This window comes from Arthrobacter sp. NPDC057388, assembly GCF_042668165.1.
Lineage (GTDB): Bacteria > Actinomycetota > Actinomycetes > Actinomycetales > Micrococcaceae > Arthrobacter.
In genome coordinates this window covers 1-15,959 of sequence record NZ_JBHVBL010000026.1, presented here as the reverse complement: position 1 = coordinate 15,959, position 15,959 = coordinate 1, and the positions used below count along the sequence as shown (strand labels likewise).

At 67.3% G+C, this 15,959-nt stretch carries 14 protein-coding genes; all 14 read left to right on the top strand.

Translation table 11 applies throughout. The annotated features are described in order from the left end of the window. The first annotated feature begins 23 nt into the window (after window positions 1–23). The 14 genes from dop to ACFUTU_RS13390 all read left to right on the top strand — a co-directional run bounded on the left by dop (window position 24) and on the right by ACFUTU_RS13390 (window position 15,890). On the top strand, window positions 24–1,643 hold the full coding sequence (gene dop, locus ACFUTU_RS13455; protein WP_377965096.1) for a depupylase/deamidase Dop: 1,620 nt from the start codon (window positions 24–26) through the stop codon (window positions 1,641–1,643). A gap of 84 nt (window positions 1,644–1,727) precedes the next feature. Next, complete coding sequence (locus ACFUTU_RS13450; RefSeq protein WP_104138540.1) at window positions 1,728–1,928, top strand: ubiquitin-like protein Pup; 201 nt, start codon at window positions 1,728–1,730, stop codon at window positions 1,926–1,928. Between the two features lie 85 nt (window positions 1,929–2,013). Further along, on the top strand, window positions 2,014–2,835 hold the full coding sequence (prcB, locus tag ACFUTU_RS13445) for a proteasome subunit beta (RefSeq protein ID WP_377965024.1): 822 nt from the start codon (window positions 2,014–2,016) through the stop codon (window positions 2,833–2,835). A 1-nt stretch (window position 2,836) separates the two neighbouring features. Beyond that, a complete protein-coding gene (gene prcA, locus ACFUTU_RS13440) occupies window positions 2,837–3,544 on the top strand; it encodes a proteasome subunit alpha (RefSeq protein ID WP_377965022.1) in 708 nt (235 codons plus the stop codon). Between the two features lies 1 nt (window position 3,545). Next, complete coding sequence (gene pafA / locus ACFUTU_RS13435) at window positions 3,546–4,910, top strand: Pup--protein ligase (protein ID WP_377965020.1); 1,365 nt, start codon at window positions 3,546–3,548, stop codon at window positions 4,908–4,910. 113 nt (window positions 4,911–5,023) lie between these two features. After that, window positions 5,024–5,953 (top strand): FKBP-type peptidyl-prolyl cis-trans isomerase, encoded by a 930-nt coding sequence (locus tag ACFUTU_RS13430; protein ID WP_377965018.1) that lies wholly within the window; start codon window positions 5,024–5,026, stop codon window positions 5,951–5,953. A 35-nt stretch (window positions 5,954–5,988) separates the two neighbouring features. Then, the gene (locus ACFUTU_RS13425) at window positions 5,989–6,384 is read left to right on the top strand and encodes an FKBP-type peptidyl-prolyl cis-trans isomerase (protein ID WP_377965016.1); all 396 of its coding nucleotides are present in this window, start codon (window positions 5,989–5,991) and stop codon (window positions 6,382–6,384) included. 158 nt (window positions 6,385–6,542) lie between these two features. Continuing rightward, the gene (locus tag ACFUTU_RS13420; RefSeq protein ID WP_377965014.1) at window positions 6,543–8,543 is read left to right on the top strand and encodes a helix-turn-helix transcriptional regulator; all 2,001 of its coding nucleotides are present in this window, start codon (window positions 6,543–6,545) and stop codon (window positions 8,541–8,543) included. A 58-nt stretch (window positions 8,544–8,601) separates the two neighbouring features. Beyond that, window positions 8,602–8,967, top strand: coding sequence for a hypothetical protein (locus ACFUTU_RS13415; protein ID WP_377965012.1), 366 nt, complete (start codon window positions 8,602–8,604; stop codon window positions 8,965–8,967). Between the two features lie 35 nt (window positions 8,968–9,002). Then, window positions 9,003–9,272, top strand: coding sequence for a Sec-independent protein translocase subunit TatA (gene tatA / locus ACFUTU_RS13410; RefSeq protein ID WP_377965010.1), 270 nt, complete (start codon window positions 9,003–9,005; stop codon window positions 9,270–9,272). A 48-nt stretch (window positions 9,273–9,320) separates the two neighbouring features. Beyond that, window positions 9,321–10,115: a twin-arginine translocase subunit TatC gene (tatC, locus tag ACFUTU_RS13405; RefSeq protein WP_377965008.1), complete on the top strand. Its 795-nt coding sequence runs from the start codon at window positions 9,321–9,323 to the stop codon at window positions 10,113–10,115. Between the two features lie 23 nt (window positions 10,116–10,138). After that, window positions 10,139–13,033, top strand: coding sequence for a DEAD/DEAH box helicase (locus ACFUTU_RS13400; protein WP_377965006.1), 2,895 nt, complete (start codon window positions 10,139–10,141; stop codon window positions 13,031–13,033). A 78-nt stretch (window positions 13,034–13,111) separates the two neighbouring features. Continuing rightward, entirely contained in the window at window positions 13,112–14,773 is a 1,662-nt protein-coding gene (locus ACFUTU_RS13395; protein WP_377965004.1) for an amidohydrolase, read from the top strand. 379 nt (window positions 14,774–15,152) lie between these two features. After that, window positions 15,153–15,890 carry a polyprenol monophosphomannose synthase gene (locus ACFUTU_RS13390; RefSeq protein WP_377965002.1) on the top strand — a complete coding sequence of 246 codons (738 nt, stop codon included), beginning with the start codon at window positions 15,153–15,155 and terminating at the stop codon, window positions 15,888–15,890. The last annotated feature ends 69 nt before the right edge of the window (window positions 15,891–15,959 follow it).

The following is a 15,959-nucleotide window of genomic DNA, read 5'->3' as shown; positions in this document are numbered from 1 at the left end:
GGGGCCTGCCGGCCGGCGGCGCCATGCGGGTCATGGGGTCCGAAACCGAATACGGGATTCACGCGCCGGCCGCACCGGGCGCCAACGCCACCATGATGTCCGCCCGGGTGGTCCAGGCCTACGCCCAGGTCACCCGGCTCCGGGCTGCCGGCGGCGCGGAAACCCGCTGGGACTACACGGACGAGGAGCCGCTGCATGACGCCCGCGGCTGGACACTCGAACGCGGCCAGGCCCACCCGAGCCAGCTGACGGACCAGCCGCCCGTGCTGGACGCCGAAGCCGTGGCGCTTGCCTACGGCCGCGACGAACTCGAGCTGGACGGCGAGGACGAGTCAGGCTCGCTGCTGATGAACATGGTCCTCGGCAACGGGGCACGGCTCTACGTGGACCACGCCCACCCGGAGTACTCCAGCCCGGAGGTCACCAACCCGGCGGCGGCAGTGGCGTGGGACGCCGCGGGGGACCTCGTGGGCCTGGCGGCGGTCCGCAGGCTGGCCGGCGATACGGAACTGCCCGCCGTCAACCTCTATAAAAACAACACGGACAACAAGTCGGTGTCCTACGGGTCGCACGAGAACTACCTCATGCCGCGGTCCGTGCCGTTCGGCGACATTGTCCGCGGGCTGACGCCGTTCTTCGTGTCCCGGCAGGTCATCTGCGGCTCCGGGCGCGTGGGCCTGGGCCAGGACAGTTCCCGGCCCGGTTACCAGATCAGCCAGCGGGCGGACTTCTTCGAGGCGGAGGTGGGACTCGAGACCACCATCCGGCGTCCCATCATCAACACCCGCGACGAGCCCCATGCAACGGCGGACAAGTACCGGCGCCTGCACGTCATCATCGGCGACGCCAACCTGAGCCAGGTGTCCAACTACCTGAAATTCGGCACCACCGCCATGGTGCTGAGCCTCATTGAGGCCGGACTGGCGCCGCGGATCGAGGTCCACGAACCGGTGGCCGCGCTGCAGGCCATCAGCCACGACACCTCGCTCACCACCAAGGTGCGGCTGCTGGACGGGCGCCGGGTGACTGCCCTGGACCTGCAGTGGATGTACCACGAGGCCGCCGCCAAGCTCGCCCAGGACACCGGAGTGGGGGACGCCGTCGACGGCGACGGCCACACACATGCTGTGCTGGAGCGGTGGGCCGCCACCCTGACCCAGCTGGACAGTGACCGGACAGCCGCCGCCACGTCCGTGGAGTGGCTGGCCAAGCTGTCCATCCTGGAAGGCTACCGCCAGCGCGACGGTCTCCAGTGGGATGACGCCCGGCTGGGCCTGGTCGATCTGCAGTGGGCCGACCTCCGGCCCGAAAAGGGGCTCTACTACCGGCTGCTGTCCCGGAACCGGATGCAGCGGATCGTCGACGACGCCGACATCGCCGCGGCGGTGACCGAACCGCCGTCGGACACCCGGGCCTACTTCCGCGGACGCTGCGTCAGCAGCTTCAGCAAGGACGTGGTGGGGGCCAGCTGGGACTCGGTCATTTTCGATGTTCCGGGCTACGGCAGGCTGCAGCGGGTGCCCACCCGGGAGCCGCTGCGCGGCACGCAGGCGCTGACGGGAGGGCTGTTTGCCAGGCACCGCGAGGCTGGTCCGTTCCTTGCGGAACTCCTCGGATCGGCGCCGGCTCCGCCACCGGCATAATGCACACCGCAAAGCCCTTTTGCGTGGCAATATGGGCTTACAGGATGTCCCTTCGCTACGGGGGACTGGATGAAGGAGAAGGACATGGCAGGCCAGGAGCAGCAGCAGCCGCAGCCACGCGACACCGAGGTCGAGGAAGAGGTCCCCGCACCCCCGGCGCCCGCGGAAGGACAGGCATCTGCGTCGACGCAGGGTGTTGACGATCTCCTCGACGAGATCGACGGCGTCCTGGAGTCCAACGCAGAGGAATTCGTCAGGGCATTCGTGCAAAAGGGCGGCCAGTAGACCGGCAGGGACACCACCCCGCACCGGGCACGGGAACCAGAGGTACCGGACAGCCGCCGAATCATCACGTTGAAGGAGTGCACCAGTGCAGGAGACAACAGCCAACAAGGTAGCCGCCCACGCGACATCGTCGTTCACTGAGCATCTCCAACGCGACCGTCCGGATTTGCTTCCCCAATACGCACCACTCGCTACGGGCACGGCCTCCGGCCAGGCGCCTGCCGTGCCCCACGCCACCACCATCGTGGCCCTGACCTACGCCGGCGGCATCGTCATGGCGGGCGACCGCCGGGCCACGATGGGCAACATCATCGCCAGCCGGCACATCGAAAAAGTCTTTCCCGCGGACCAGCACTCTGTTGTCGGCATCGCCGGCACGGCCGGCATCGCGATCGATCTGACCCGCCTGTTCCAGGTGGAGCTGGAGCACTATGAAAAAATTGAAGGAACCTCGCTGAGCCTGGAGGGCAAGGCCAACCGGCTCGGCGCCATGATCCGCGGCAACCTGCCCATGGCACTGCAGGGCCTCGCGGTCGTCCCGCTGTTCGCCGGGTTTGATACCGCCGCCGGGGCCGGCCGGCTCTTCTCCTACGACGTGACCGGCGGCCGGTACGAGGAACAGGAACACCACGCCGTCGGCTCCGGATCGATGTTCGCCCGCGGCGCGCTGAAGAAACTTTGGCGGCCCAACCTGCCGGAGGACGAAGCGGTCGCCGTGGCAGTGGAGTCGCTCTACGACGCAGCCGACGACGACTCCGCCACCGGCGGGCCCGATCCCGTGCGGCAGCTGTGGCCTGTGGTGTACGCCGTCAACCGGGCGGGTGCCCGCCGGGTCGCCGAACGTGAACTGGCGGCAACGGCCGGAAACATCATCGAGTCCAGGGCTGCTGCCCGGCGGGAGGCCTGATATGACACAGCAGTTTTATGTCTCCCCCGAGCAGCTGATGAAGGACCGTGCGGACTTCGCACGGAAAGGCATCGCCCGCGGCCGCTCGGTGATCGTGATCAGCTGCGAGGACGGGATCGCGCTGGTGGCGGAGAACCCGTCACCCTCGCTGCACAAGATCGGTGAGATCTACGACAAAATCGCCTTCGCCGCCGTCGGGAAGTACAACGAGTTTGAGAGCCTCCGCCAGGCCGGAGTCCGCTACGCCGACGTACGCGGCTATTCCTACGACCGTGAGGACGTCACGGCCAGGGGACTGGCCAGCGTTTATGCGCAGAGCCTGGGTGCCGTCTTCACCGCCGAGCAGAAGCCGTTTGAGGTGGAACTCGTCGTCGCTGAGGTGGGTGCGAGCCAGGATCTCGACCACCTCTACCGCCTCACCTTCGACGGCTCGATCGCGGACGAGCACAACTTCATCGTGATGGGCGGCCAGGCGGACAAGGTGTCCGGGGCGATCGAGGGCGGCTGGCAGCGCGATCTTTCGTTCGCGGCCGCGATCCGGCTCGCGGTCAGGGGACTGGCGACAGACAACGAGTCACCGGACCTGCCGGCGAAGGCCTTGGAAGTGGCGCTGCTTGATCGCAGTTCGGAAAGCAACAGGGGGACGCGGAGGGCTTTCCGCAGGTTGTCCAACCAGGACGTTGTGGAACTGCTGGCTGAGGAGAGCTGACATGGACAAGAGGATCTTCGGCATTGAAACCGAATTCGGGATTTCCTATTCGAGCCCGGACTCCCGGCCCCTCGCACCGGAGGAAGTGGCCCGCTACCTCTTCCGCAAGGTGGTCAGCTGGGGCCGGTCCTCGAACGTGTTCCTCACCAATGGGTCCCGGCTGTATCTCGATGTCGGCTCACACCCTGAATACGCCACCGCGGAGTGCGACGACCTCGCCCAGCTGATCGCCCACGACCGGGCGGGCGAGCTCATCCTGGACGACCTCGTGGACGAGGCCCAGTCCAGGCTCGCGGCCGAGGGCTTCAACGGCACCGTCTACCTGTTCAAGAACAACACCGACTCCGCCGGCAACTCCTACGGCAGCCACGAGAACTACCTCATTCCGCGGCGCGGCGAGTTCACCCGGCTGGCCGAGATCCTGATCCCGTTCCTCGTCACGCGCCAGCTCATTGCCGGTGCGGGCAAGATCCTGAAGACGCCGCACGGAGCCACCTACGCCTTTTCACAACGGGCGGACCACATCTGGGAGGGCGTGTCCTCGGCCACCACCCGGTCCCGGCCAATCATCAACACCCGCGACGAGCCGCATGCCGACGCCGAGTTCTACCGCCGCCTGCACGTGATCGTCGGGGACTCGAACATGTCCGAGACCACTGCGCTGCTCAAGGTGGGCACCGTGGACCTCATCCTGCGGATGATCGAGGCCGGGGTGATCATGCGGGACATGCGGATGGAAAACCCCATCCGCAGCATCCGGGAGATCTCCCACGACCTGAGCGGCCGCGCCCTGGTCCGGCTCGCCAACGGCCGCCAGCTCACCGCGCTGGAGATCCAGCAGGAGTACCTGAGCAAGGTCACGGCGTTCGTGGAGGAAAACGGCGCACACAACCAGCATGTCCCGCTGATCCTGGACCTGTGGGGGCGGACGCTGCGCGCCATCGAGAGCGGTGACTCCAGCAACATCGACACCGAAATCGACTGGGCGATCAAGAAGAAGCTCATGGACAGCTACCGCAGGCGCCACGGCCTGGGGCTGGACGCTCCGCGGATCGCGCAGCTGGACCTCACGTACCACGACATCTCCCGTTCCCGCGGCCTGTACTACCTGCTCCAGTCCCGCGGCGCCGTCCGCCGGGTCACCGAGGAGACCGCCATCAAGGACGCCGTGGATGCCCCGCCGCAGACCACCCGGGCCAAGCTGCGCGGCGACTTCGTCCGCAAGGCGCAGGAACTGGGCCGGGACTACACCGTGGACTGGGTCCACCTGAAGCTCAACGACCGTGCGCACCAGACCATCCTGTGCAAGGACCCGTTCCGCAACGTGGACGAGCGGGTGGATGCTCTTCTGGACTCTATGGGCTGATACCCAGCTTTCCGCGTTACTCTGGAAGAGGCCGTTCTGCGGTCCTGACTGCCGTGCCGTGTGCAGCACCTCCACCGGCAGGGCATCCATTTTGCCCCGACGAAAGTTCTTACGTGCGCCGACTACTAGCAATCCTTCTTCCCGCGCTGCTTCTCCTGACCGCCTGCGGCGGCCAGGAGCCTGCGGCCCCGGAACCGACCAGCCAGTCCGCGGGTGAGACCGCCAAGTTCGACTCGCTCAAGCTGACGGACAAGGGGGACAAGAAAGCCCCGGGCGTCGAGTTCACCAAGCCCCTCGATGTCACCCAGCCAACCGTCAAGGTCGTCACCGAAGGCACCGGCGACCGCGTCAAGGCGAACCAGGTGGCCGAGATCTCCGTCCTGGCCCTCAACGGCAAGGACGGCTCCACGCTCGACGACAGCTTCCCCCGGGATCCCGAGGGCCTCGAACTCAACGACGAACTCAAATCCGGCAACGCCCTCATCTACAACGCCTTTGTTGGCGCCAAGGTGGGTTCCCAGCTCGCCCTCGCCGTCCCGGGCAAGGCAGCGGCAGAAGGCCAGGCGGCCCAGCCCACCCAGCTCCTGATCATCAAGGTGATCTCAGCCAAGGACGCACCGAAGGTCCTGGAGAAGCCGGAAGGTGATCCTGTGACGCCGCCGGCCGGACTGCCGACCGTCACTGAGAAGGACGGCGTCCCGGAGATCTCCGTCAAGGGCGTCGCGGCGCCGAAGAAGCTCATCGCCCAGGACCTGATCAAGGGCAAGGGCGCCGTCGTCAAGGCCACGAACACCCTGACCGTCAACTACGTCGGTGTTGCCCTGGCCACGGGGAAGAAGTTCGACTCCAGCTTCGACAGCAAGAAGCCGGCATCGTTCGCCCTGAACCAGGTCATCAAGGGCTGGACCCAGGGCCTGACCGGCAAGACGGTCGGCTCGCGCGTCCTGCTGGTCATCCCCAAGGACCTCGCCTACGGCGAAGCCGGCCAGGGTGACGCGAAGGGCGACCTCGTGTTCGTCGTCGACATCCTGGGTGCCAAGTAGAGCTACCCAAGTTTCCACAAACAGAAGGAGCAACCATGTCATTTGGACAGCGCAACCTCGACCGTGAAAAGCCGGAGATCGATTTCCCTGAGGGCCCGGTCCCCACGGAACTCGTCATCACCGACATCATCGAAGGCGACGGACCCGAAGCCAAGGCCGGCGACACTGTGTCCACGCACTACGTCGGCGTGGCCTGGTCCACCGGCGAAGAGTTCGACGCGTCCTGGGGCCGCGGCGCACCGCTGGACTTCCGGGTCGGCGTCGGCCAGGTCATCCAGGGCTGGGACCAGGGCCTGCTCGGCATGAAGGTCGGCGGACGCCGCCGCCTCGAGATCCCCTCGGAGCTCGCCTACGGCTCGCGCGGCGCCGGCGGAGCCATCGGCCCGAACGAGGCACTGATCTTCGTCGTGGACCTGGTGGCCGTCCGCTAACCCCACCGGCTCCCCGCCCTCGCACGCTCGGGCCGGGACCCTCGCCGGCGTGGGCCCACCCGCCGTACAGCGAAAGCGCGGTAACAATCGGAAGGATTTTCCGGATTGTTGCCGCGCTTTCGCATTTTTGCCGGAACGGTTTTAGTAACGTAACGAAGGTGTCCGCCCAACGTACTGAACGCCTGCTGAACCTCCTGATCGCCCTGCTGAACTCGCGGTACGGGCTGCGGCGCAGTGAGCTGCGGGAGAAGATCTATGCCGGTGGCGCGGCCAGTGACGCCGCTTTCGGCCGCATGTTTGAACGCGACAAGAACGACCTTCGCGACTTCGGCTTCGACGTCGAGACAGTCACTGACCTGGGCTGGAGCTCTGACGATCCCGGCACCACCCGGTACCGGATCGGCAAGGAGTCCAACCGCCTGCCGGAGGTCGAGCTGAGCCCGGACGAATGGACCGTCCTGCTGCTGGCTTCCCAACTCTGGGAGCAGGCGGCCCTGGGAACAGCGGCGGGCAATGCCCTCCGCAAGCTCCAGGCGGCAGGCGGCCTGGCCGACGTCGAACTTCCCGCCGGAGTGCAGCCCCGCATCAAACCCGCCGGACAGGCGTTCGAGGACCTCGTGGCCGCCATGCACGCCCAGCACGCCGTCCGCTTCCGCTATCTGGCCGGCAGCACGGGCAGGGAAGAGGAGCGCGTCGTCGAACCGTGGGGACTGGGCAGCCGGTTCGGCCAGTGGTACCTCGTGGGCTTTGACCGGGGGCGCGGCGCCAAGCGCTTCTTCCGGTTGTCGCGCTTCACCTCCGCCGTGACGATTCTTGAGCGGGAGGCCTTCACTCCGCCCGCGGGCTTCAACGCCCGTGCGGAACTGAACAGCCTGCCGGAACTTCCCGTCAGCACCGCCGTCGTGGACGTCCGCAACGGCAAGCTGCTGGGCCTGCGGAAACGCGCCACCGCCGACGGTCAGCCGCCCCTGGACGCTCACGCCAACGGGGCGCCCGACGCCGGCTGGGACCGGCTGACGGTTCCCTACCGTGATGCTGAGGTGCTGGGCGAGGAGCTGGCGTCCTACGGCCCGCACGCCAAGGTGGTGGCCCCCGCGGAGCTGTCCGCTGCGGTGCAGCGGCGCCTCGCGAATGCCGCAGCCTTCCTCGCCGCCCCGGTGCCGGACTACTCCTTCGCCCACGCCGGGGCCGGAAAGCGGACCCGCAAGCGCACTTCGGAGGACCAGCTCAAGCGGATGCTGCAGCTGGTCCCGTTCCTGGTCCGCAACCAGGGCCTGCCCATCGAGGAGGTCGCCGACCGGTTCGGGGTGACCCGCCAGGAGCTGGAAAACGACCTGCTGATCCTCATCTGCTCCGGCCTGCCGCAGGGGTACCCGGACGAGCTGCTGGACATCCAATGGGAGGAAGGCCACGTTTTCATCAGCCAGTCCATGGAGCTGAACCGGCCGGTCCGCTTCACCGTGGACGAGGCCTGTGCGCTGCTCACCGGACTCGAGACCCTCAACGGCCTGCCGGAACTGGCCGAGGGCAGTGCCCTGGAATCAGTGACGCTCAAGCTGATGGCGGCCGCAGGGGAGGAGGGGCTCCGTGCGGCAGCCCTGTCCGGGCCCGAGGTGGGACCCAGCAACTCAGCCAACCTGGAGATCATCCGCGACGCGATTGAGTCGGGCTCACAGCTGCACCTCGTTTACCTTTCCGAGCAGAAGGACACCCTGTCGGAGCGGGACGTGGACCCGCTCCGGCTCTACTCCCTGGACAACACCTGGTATTTCGAGGCCTACTGCCATTCGGCTGCCGGACTCCGGAATTTCCGGCTGGACCGGATTGAGGACCTCGCACCAAACGGGAAGCCTGCCTCGTCCGGGATAAAGCCCGACGGCGGGTTCCCGGCCAAGCTGTTCACCCCCAACGACGACGACACCCTGGTCACCCTGCACCTCACCGCCCGCGGCACCGGGCTCGCGGACGACTACTACGCAGAGCGGACGGCGCCCCTTCCGGACGGCGGGCTGGTGGCAGAGATCCGGTTCGGCAACACCTCCTGGCTGCCCATGTTCGTGGCCCAGCACGGCGGAACGGCACGGATCCTGGAACCCGAGGTCTTTGCGCAGGCCTCCCGGGACTGGATCGACGCGGCCCTGGCGCTGTACAGGAGCTAACCAGTACAACGGCTAGCCTGTACAACGGCTACCCTCGGCGACAGCTAGACTACTCAGCATGCCTTGGTGGTCCTGGATCCTTATTTGGGTGGCACTTGTGTCGCTGTCGCTGCTGTTCTTCGTCGTCATGGGCGTACGCCTGTTCCGTCAGTTCATGGCAACTGTCAAGGAGCTCGGCGAAGCGGGGGAAAAACTCACGCGTCTTCCCGTTCCCGCGGCAGTGCCGGCGGGTGTCCACGCGGCAGCTGATCCGGAGCTCCCGGGAATTGCGCCGGGCATGGCTCCTTTTGCCTCGCCGCACCAGATGCGCCATGATTACCACGCAGCCAAAGAGGCCCGCAGGGAGGCCCGTCGCCAGCACCGTATCCGCCGGAAAGCCGAGCGGGGCCAGCCCCAGTCGCTGCGCGACATCGAATTCAGATAAACGTACGATGTATGTAAACGAAAGGAACACCCACCATGAGGCTTGAAGGCTGGCATCTCATCATCATCATCGTCCTGGCTTTGGTGCTCTTCGCTGCACCGAAGCTTCCCGGCATGGCCCGGAGCCTCGGCCAGTCGATGCGCATTTTCAAGTCGGAAGTCCGCGAAATGAAGAAGGACGGCACTGCCGAAGCCAAGGACGGCTCGGATCCGGTTGAAGGCACGGTCGTCAACCACCCGCGTTCCTCCGCCACGGATAACCGTCCCGCAGACGGCAACGACGTTCCGCCCCCCAACCGCGCCTAAGAGTACGTGGCACTAACCATGAGTCGTCGCTCCAATCCTGAGGGACGGATGGCTCTGCTTGACCATCTGCGCGAACTCAGGAACAGGCTGTTCAAGTCCGCCATTGCCGTAGTGCTTGCCACCGTTGCAGGTTTCCTGGTCTACCAGCCCATGCTTGCGGCCCTGATCAAGCCGATCAAGGACCTCAACGAAAGCGAGGGCCGGCAGGCGTCGCTCAACTTTGACGGTGTGGCCAGTTCCTTCGACCTCATGATCCAGGTGTCGGTCTTCCTGGGCGTCATCCTGGCCAGCCCTGTGTGGCTGTACCAGCTGTGGGCGTTCATCGTGCCAGGCCTGCACAAGAAGGAACGCCGACTGGCGCTGTCCTTCGTGGCGGCCGCGGTGCCGCTCTTCGTTGGCGGCGTCACCATGGCGTGGCTGGTCCTGCCCAATGCCGTCCGCGTGCTCACCGACTTCACCCCTTCCGGGGGTTCCAACTTCATCAGCGCGCAGGTCTACCTGTCCTTCGTGCTGCGGCTGCTGCTTGCCTTCGGCATTGCCTTCCTGCTGCCGGTTGTCCTCGTCGGGCTGAACCTCGCGGGCCTCCTCCGCGGGGAGCAGCTCATCAAGAGCTGGCGCATCACCGTGTTCCTCGTCTGCCTCTTCGCGGCCATGGCTGCCCCCGGCGGCGACGCGATGAGCATGTTCTACCTTGCCGGCCCCATGCTCCTGCTGTTCTTCCTGGCCATCGGCCTGTGTGTCCTCAATGACCGCCGCCGCGCCCGCCGGGCAGAAAAGCGCGTTGCTGAGACCGAGGCCACAGCCGATATCGCGACGCCGAGCAGTGAGCTGAAGAATCTCTAGCCGCCCGACGCTAGGCTTGAGGCATGTCCACCACCACCCCGTCGCCCTCCGAACGGTACAGAGCCAGCGCCGAACGGGCCGCGGAAGCCAAAACCCACCTGGGCGCGTTCGCCCGCACACTGAGCTTTGAACTGGACGACTTCCAACGGCAGGCGTGCAAGTCACTCCAGGAGGGCCGCGGGGTCCTGGTCGCCGCTCCCACCGGAGCCGGCAAGACCATCGTGGGCGAGTTCGCCGTCTACCTTGCGCTCCAGCGCGGACTGAAGGCCTTCTACACCACGCCCATCAAAGCGCTCAGCAACCAGAAATTCACCGAACTGACGGAGAAATACGGCGAGGCGAACGTCGGACTGCTGACCGGCGACACCAGCATCAACGGCGACGCACCCGTGGTGGTCATGACCACCGAGGTACTCCGGAACATGCTGTACGCCGACTCCGACACCCTCTTCGACCTGGGCTTTGTGGTCATGGACGAGGTCCACTACCTGGCCGACCGCTTCCGCGGGGCAGTCTGGGAGGAAGTCATCATCCACCTGCCCAGCGAGGTGCAGGTCGCTTCCCTGAGCGCCACCGTCTCCAACGCAGAGGAGTTCGGCGCCTGGCTGGACACCGTCCGCGGGGACACCGACGTCATCGTCTCCGAACACCGGCCTGTTCCGCTCTGGCAGCACGTCATGGTGGGCCGGGACATCGTGGATCTTTTCGCGGGCGAGACCACCTTCGATGAAATCGCCCCGGCCGGCAACCCGGCCGCGGCTGCCGCCCTGCCTTCGGCGCCTTCGGCCAACGACGCCGGCCAGCGCGGCTTCGAGGTCAACCCGGAACTGCTGACCCTTTCCAGGGCCGAGAGCCAGCTCAACTTCCAGGGCCGGTTCGGCCACGGCGGCCGCAGCCAGCGGCGGCAGCAGCGCCAGCGCTATGGCGACCGGCCCCAGCAGGAGACCCGGACCGCGGTGCGGCGGGCCAGCCGGCCACAGGTCATTGCCAGCCTGGACCGGCAGGACCTGCTGCCGGCGATCACCTTCATCTTCTCGCGGGCCGGCTGTGACGCCGCCGTCGCGCAGTGCGTGGCTTCCGGGCTGTGGCTCACCACAGAACGGGAGCAGCGGATCATCGCCCAGCGCGTGGACGAGGCCGGCCAGGACATTCCGTCCGACGACCTTGAAGTGCTGGGCTTCTGGACCTGGCGCGACGGCCTCCTGCGCGGGATCGCAGCCCATCACGCGGGCATGCTTCCCACCTTCAAGGAAGTAGTCGAAAAGCTTTTTGCCGACGGCCTGGTCAAGGCGGTCTTCGCCACCGAAACCCTGGCCCTCGGCGTCAACATGCCCGCCCGCTCGGTGGTGCTGGAGAAACTGGACAAGTTCAACGGCGAATCCCACGTGGACATCACGGCAGGGGAGTACACCCAGCTCACCGGCAGGGCAGGCCGGCGCGGCATCGACGTCGAAGGCCATGCCGTGGTCCTGTGGCAGCCGGGCACCGATCCGGCCGCGGTGGCCGGCCTTGCCTCCCGGCGGACGTATCCGCTCAATTCCAGCTTCCAGCCCACGTACAACATGAGCATCAACCTGCTCGCCCAGTTCGGCCGGCCGCGCGCCCGGGAGATCCTGGAGTCCTCCTTCGCCCAGTTCCAGGCTGACCGCTCGGTGGTTGGCTTGGCGCGGCAGGTCCGCAGCCGCGAGGAATCCCTGGCAGGCTATGCCAAGTCCATGACATGCCGTCTGGGCGACTTCACCGAATACGCGCGGCTGCGGCGGGAACTGTCCGACGCCGAGAACTTCAGTTCGCGGAGCAAGTCCAGGGCGCGCAAATCGCTCAACGAGGACTCCCTGAGCCGGCTCCTGCCGGGCGACGTTGTGGACGTCCCGGCCGGCAGGGCTCCCGGTTTCGCCGTGGTCCTCAGCTCCGACCACAGCTCCCGTGAGCCGCGGCCAGCGGTGCTGACGCTGGAAAGCCAGCTGCGCCGCATCGGAGTCGACGACCTCGAGGGCCCCATCGCGCCGCTGACCCGGATCCGGATCCCCAAATCCTTCAACGCCAAAGTTCCCAAGTCGCGACGGGACCTGGCGTCGTCGGTCCGGAACGCCCTGCGGGAGAACCGGCCGCCGGCGAGGGGAAGCAGCCGCAACAACGACTTCGGGCTCGGCTCCGCCCTGCAAAACCAGGAAAAGAAGATCGCCGACCTGCGGCGCGCCCTGCGTGCCCACCCCTGCCACGGCTGCAGCGAACGCGAGGACCACGCCCGCTGGTCTGAACGCTGGTGGAAGCTGCGCAAGGAAACCGACGGCCTGGTCCGCCAGATCCAGGGCCGCACGAATACCATCGCCAAGACGTTCGACCGCGTGTGCGACGTCCTGTCCGCGTACGGCTACCTCGAAGCCGCCGAGGACGGGCAGCACCGCATCAGCACCGACGGGCAGCGGCTGCGCCGGATCTACGGCGAAAAGGACCTGCTGATTTCACAGGCCCTGCGGCAGGGCGCGTTCGATGACCTCGACGCCGTGGAGGTGGCTGCGTTCGCCAGCGTGCTGGTGTACCAGGCAAAGCGTGAGGACCGCGGGCTGCGGCCCCGCATGCCCAGCGTCTCGCTCGAAACAGCCGTGGACATCGTGGTGCGCGAGTGGTCTGCGCTGGAGGACGTGGAGGAGCAGAACAAGCTCCCGCTCACGGGTGAACCGGAGCTGGGACTGATCTGGCCCATGTACAAATGGGCCCGCGGCCGGCACCTGCAGGAAGTGCTCAACGGCACGGACCTGGCCGCCGGCGACTTCGTCAGATGGACCAAGCAGGTGATCGACCTGCTCGACCAGCTGGCCAAGATCCCCGGGCTGGACCCCCGCCTGGCCCGGCTCTGTGCCGAAGCCATCAAGCTGATCCGGCGGGGCGTCGTCGCCTATTCCACGGTGGGTTGAACCCCCACGCACTGAGGCCCGGCACCACAGGCCGCATATGCCCAAACACCCGTACTGAACACACCAAGGAGCGCCTCCATGGCCGATGCCCCTGTCCGTCCGCAGGCAGGAAACGGACCGTCAAAGGTCACGCTGTACCGCAACGGTTCCGTCTACACGGCGGCTGATCCCTTCGCCACCGCCATGCTCGTGGACGGCGGCACTATCGCGTGGGTGGGATCGGAGCAGGCGGCCACCTCGATCGCCGACAGCTCCATGGACATCATCGATCTGCGCGGCGCCCTGGTGGCCCCGGGGTTTGTCGATTCCCATGCCCACCTGACGGAAACCGGCATTGCGCTGGACTCGCTGCAGCTGGGCGGCGTGCGCTCGGCCCGCGAGCTGCTGGACGCCGTCGCCGCGTCCGGCGGGAACGGCGCAGTGCTGGGGCATGGCTGGGATGAGTCGCGCTGGGATGATCCCACGCTTCCGGACGCCCGGGAACTGGAACGGGCAGCCGCGGGCCGTCCGGTCTATCTTTCCCGGGTGGACGTGCATTCCGCCCTCGTCTCGCCGTCGCTTGCGGCCAGTGCCGGGCTGGCGGACCTGGACGGCTACGCGCCGGGCGGCCACGTCACGCGCCAGGCGCACAGCGCCGCCCGGCAGGCCACCCGGCGGCTGCCGGCCGCTGCGCTGCAGGGATACCAGCGCCGCGCGCTGGGCGAGGCTGCAGCCAACGGGTACGTGGCCCTGGCCGAGATGGGTGCACCGAAGATCAGCAGCATCGACGACCTGCGGCTGGCCGCAGGGTGGAATGACGCGGCAGGCTCCGCGGCGGTCCCGGAAGTGTTGCCGTACTGGGGCCAGCTGACAACGACGCCCGCCGACGCCGAGGCGCTGCTGGCCGAGCTCGGCGTCCGCGTCCGCGGATTCGCCGGTGACCTGAACATTGACGGATCGATCGGTTCCCGCACCGCGTCCCTCCGGGAGCCCTACGCCGATGCCCCCGGCGAGTCCGGCACCAGCTACCTGTCGGTGTCCGAGGCTGCCGCACACCTGGCGGCGTGCTCGGTGCTGGGTATCCAGGGCGGATTCCATGTCATCGGCGACGCCGGCCTGGACGCGGCCCTGCAGGCCCTCGAGGAGGCAGCGGCGGAGGTGGGGGAGCAGCGCGTCCGGGCTGCGGGCCACCGCTTCGAGCACGTCGAAATGGCCGACGCCGACGCCATCGCCCGGCTGGCAAAGTACTCCGTGACGGTCAGCGCCCAGCCTGCCTTCGATGCCGCATGGGGCGGGGCGGGACGGCTGTATGAGCAGCGCCTCGGATCCCGCAGCAGGGGCATGAACCCGTTCGCCTCCTTCTATTCAGCGGGGGTCCCCATCTGCTTCGGCAGCGATACCCCGGTGACGCCGCTCCGCCCCTGGTCGAGCGTGCGGGCCTGCCTTGAGCACCACGACGCCGGCCAGCGGATCTCTGCCCGCGCCGCCTTCCTCGGCCACACGCGCGCCGGGTGGCGCGCCGCCCGCTACGAGAACCCGATGGCCGGCCAGCTGGTGCCCGGCGCCCCCGCAACATTCGCCGTCTGGGAGGTGGATGAGCTCATGGTGCAGGTGGCCGACAACCGGGTCCAGTCCTGGAGCACGGATCCCCGCGCCCGTACCCCGCTGCTGCCCGCGCTGGACACGGGCACGGATCCGCGGTGCCTGCAGACTGTGCGGAACGGGCAGGAGCTGTTCTCCGCCGAAGCCCTCCGCGGGTAACGTTCAACCGGCTTAATCCTGCGAAACATGGCGCCTCAGGCCCGCCACAATGAGCATGCGGGAACCGCGCAAACACAGTCCTGACCTGCGGCGATACATGAATAAGCAGGTCAGGGGGCTGTTGACAGCCCCCACCCAGTCCGTAGCATTGAGCTTCCGGGGCGGGTCCACAGCGCAGCAGAAAACAGTTCCTTCATCCGCCCAACGCGGCATCAGCAACTGGCCCGTAGCGCATGGACCCGCCCGTGGCGAAGCCGGATCCCCGGTGCGGACAGATGGGCCCGGCGTGGCCCGTATAATGGGGAGTTGCGCTTTGCGAGTCGGCGTTCCCGTCCGGCTCCACGCGCGCTGACCGCTCCCATCCAGGAAAGGCCTCCCTGTGCGTGTCCTCACCATCATCCCCACCTACAACGAGCTGGAGTCGCTCCCCAAGACGCTGGGACGGCTCCGCGCCGCGGTGCCGGCTTCCGACGTCCTCGTTGTGGACGACAACAGCCCGGACGGTACCGGACAGCTGGCGGACAGCATCGCTGCCGGGGACAACCAGGTCCACGTCCTGCACCGCAAGGGCAAAGAGGGGCTGGGCGCCGCCTACATCGCGGGTTTCAAGTGGGGACTCGACGCCGGATACGACGTCCTGGTCGAGATGGACGCCGACGGATCGCACCAGCCCGAGCAGCTGCCTTCGCTGCTGGAGGCCGTGGACCAGGGCGCAGACCTTGCCATGGGCTCCCGCTGGGTCAAGGGCGGCAGCGTGGTGAACTGGCCGCTGTACCGCCAGGCTATTTCCCGGACCGGCAGCACGTACGCGCGCATCATGCTTGGCCTCAAGATCAAGGACGTCACCGGCGGCTACCGGGCGTTCCGCCGCACCACGCTGGAGAAGCTCAACCTGGACCAGGTCGACTCCGTGGGTTACGGCTTCCAGGTGGACCTCGCGTGGCGCGTTGCCAAGATGGGACTGAACATCGTGGAGCGGCCCATCACCTTCGTGGAGCGTGAACTGGGCGCTTCGAAGATGAGCGGCAACATCGTGGTTGAAGCGATGATCAACGTGACCAAGTGGGGCCTGGCCGCCCGCTGGAAGAAGCTGACGGGCAAGACCCCGCGCGGCTAGCGGGCACGTGAGCCGGCAAATACCGATACACAAAAGGCCGGATCCGCTGCAACCGCGAGGTGCAGCGGC

Excerpts from the sequence above, each read along its gene's own strand:
- ACFUTU_RS13425 (WP_377965016.1), top strand. The coding sequence starts at position 5,989 with ATGTCATTTGGACAGCGCAACCTCGACCGTGAAAAGCCGGAGATCGAT.
- tatA (WP_377965010.1), top strand. The coding sequence starts at position 9,003 with ATGAGGCTTGAAGGCTGGCATCTCATCATCATCATCGTCCTGGCTTTG.
- prcA (WP_377965022.1), top strand. The coding sequence starts at position 2,837 with ATGACACAGCAGTTTTATGTCTCCCCCGAGCAGCTGATGAAGGACCGT.
- ACFUTU_RS13395 (WP_377965004.1), top strand. The coding sequence starts at position 13,112 with ATGGCCGATGCCCCTGTCCGTCCGCAGGCAGGAAACGGACCGTCAAAG.
- pafA (WP_377965020.1), top strand. The coding sequence starts at position 3,546 with ATGGACAAGAGGATCTTCGGCATTGAAACCGAATTCGGGATTTCCTAT.
- ACFUTU_RS13400 (WP_377965006.1), top strand. The coding sequence starts at position 10,139 with ATGTCCACCACCACCCCGTCGCCCTCCGAACGGTACAGAGCCAGCGCC.
- ACFUTU_RS13450 (WP_104138540.1), top strand. The coding sequence starts at position 1,728 with ATGGCAGGCCAGGAGCAGCAGCAGCCGCAGCCACGCGACACCGAGGTC.
- dop (WP_377965096.1), top strand. The coding sequence starts at position 24 with ATGCGGGTCATGGGGTCCGAAACCGAATACGGGATTCACGCGCCGGCC.
- tatC (WP_377965008.1), top strand. The coding sequence starts at position 9,321 with ATGGCTCTGCTTGACCATCTGCGCGAACTCAGGAACAGGCTGTTCAAG.
- ACFUTU_RS13415 (WP_377965012.1), top strand. The coding sequence starts at position 8,602 with ATGCCTTGGTGGTCCTGGATCCTTATTTGGGTGGCACTTGTGTCGCTG.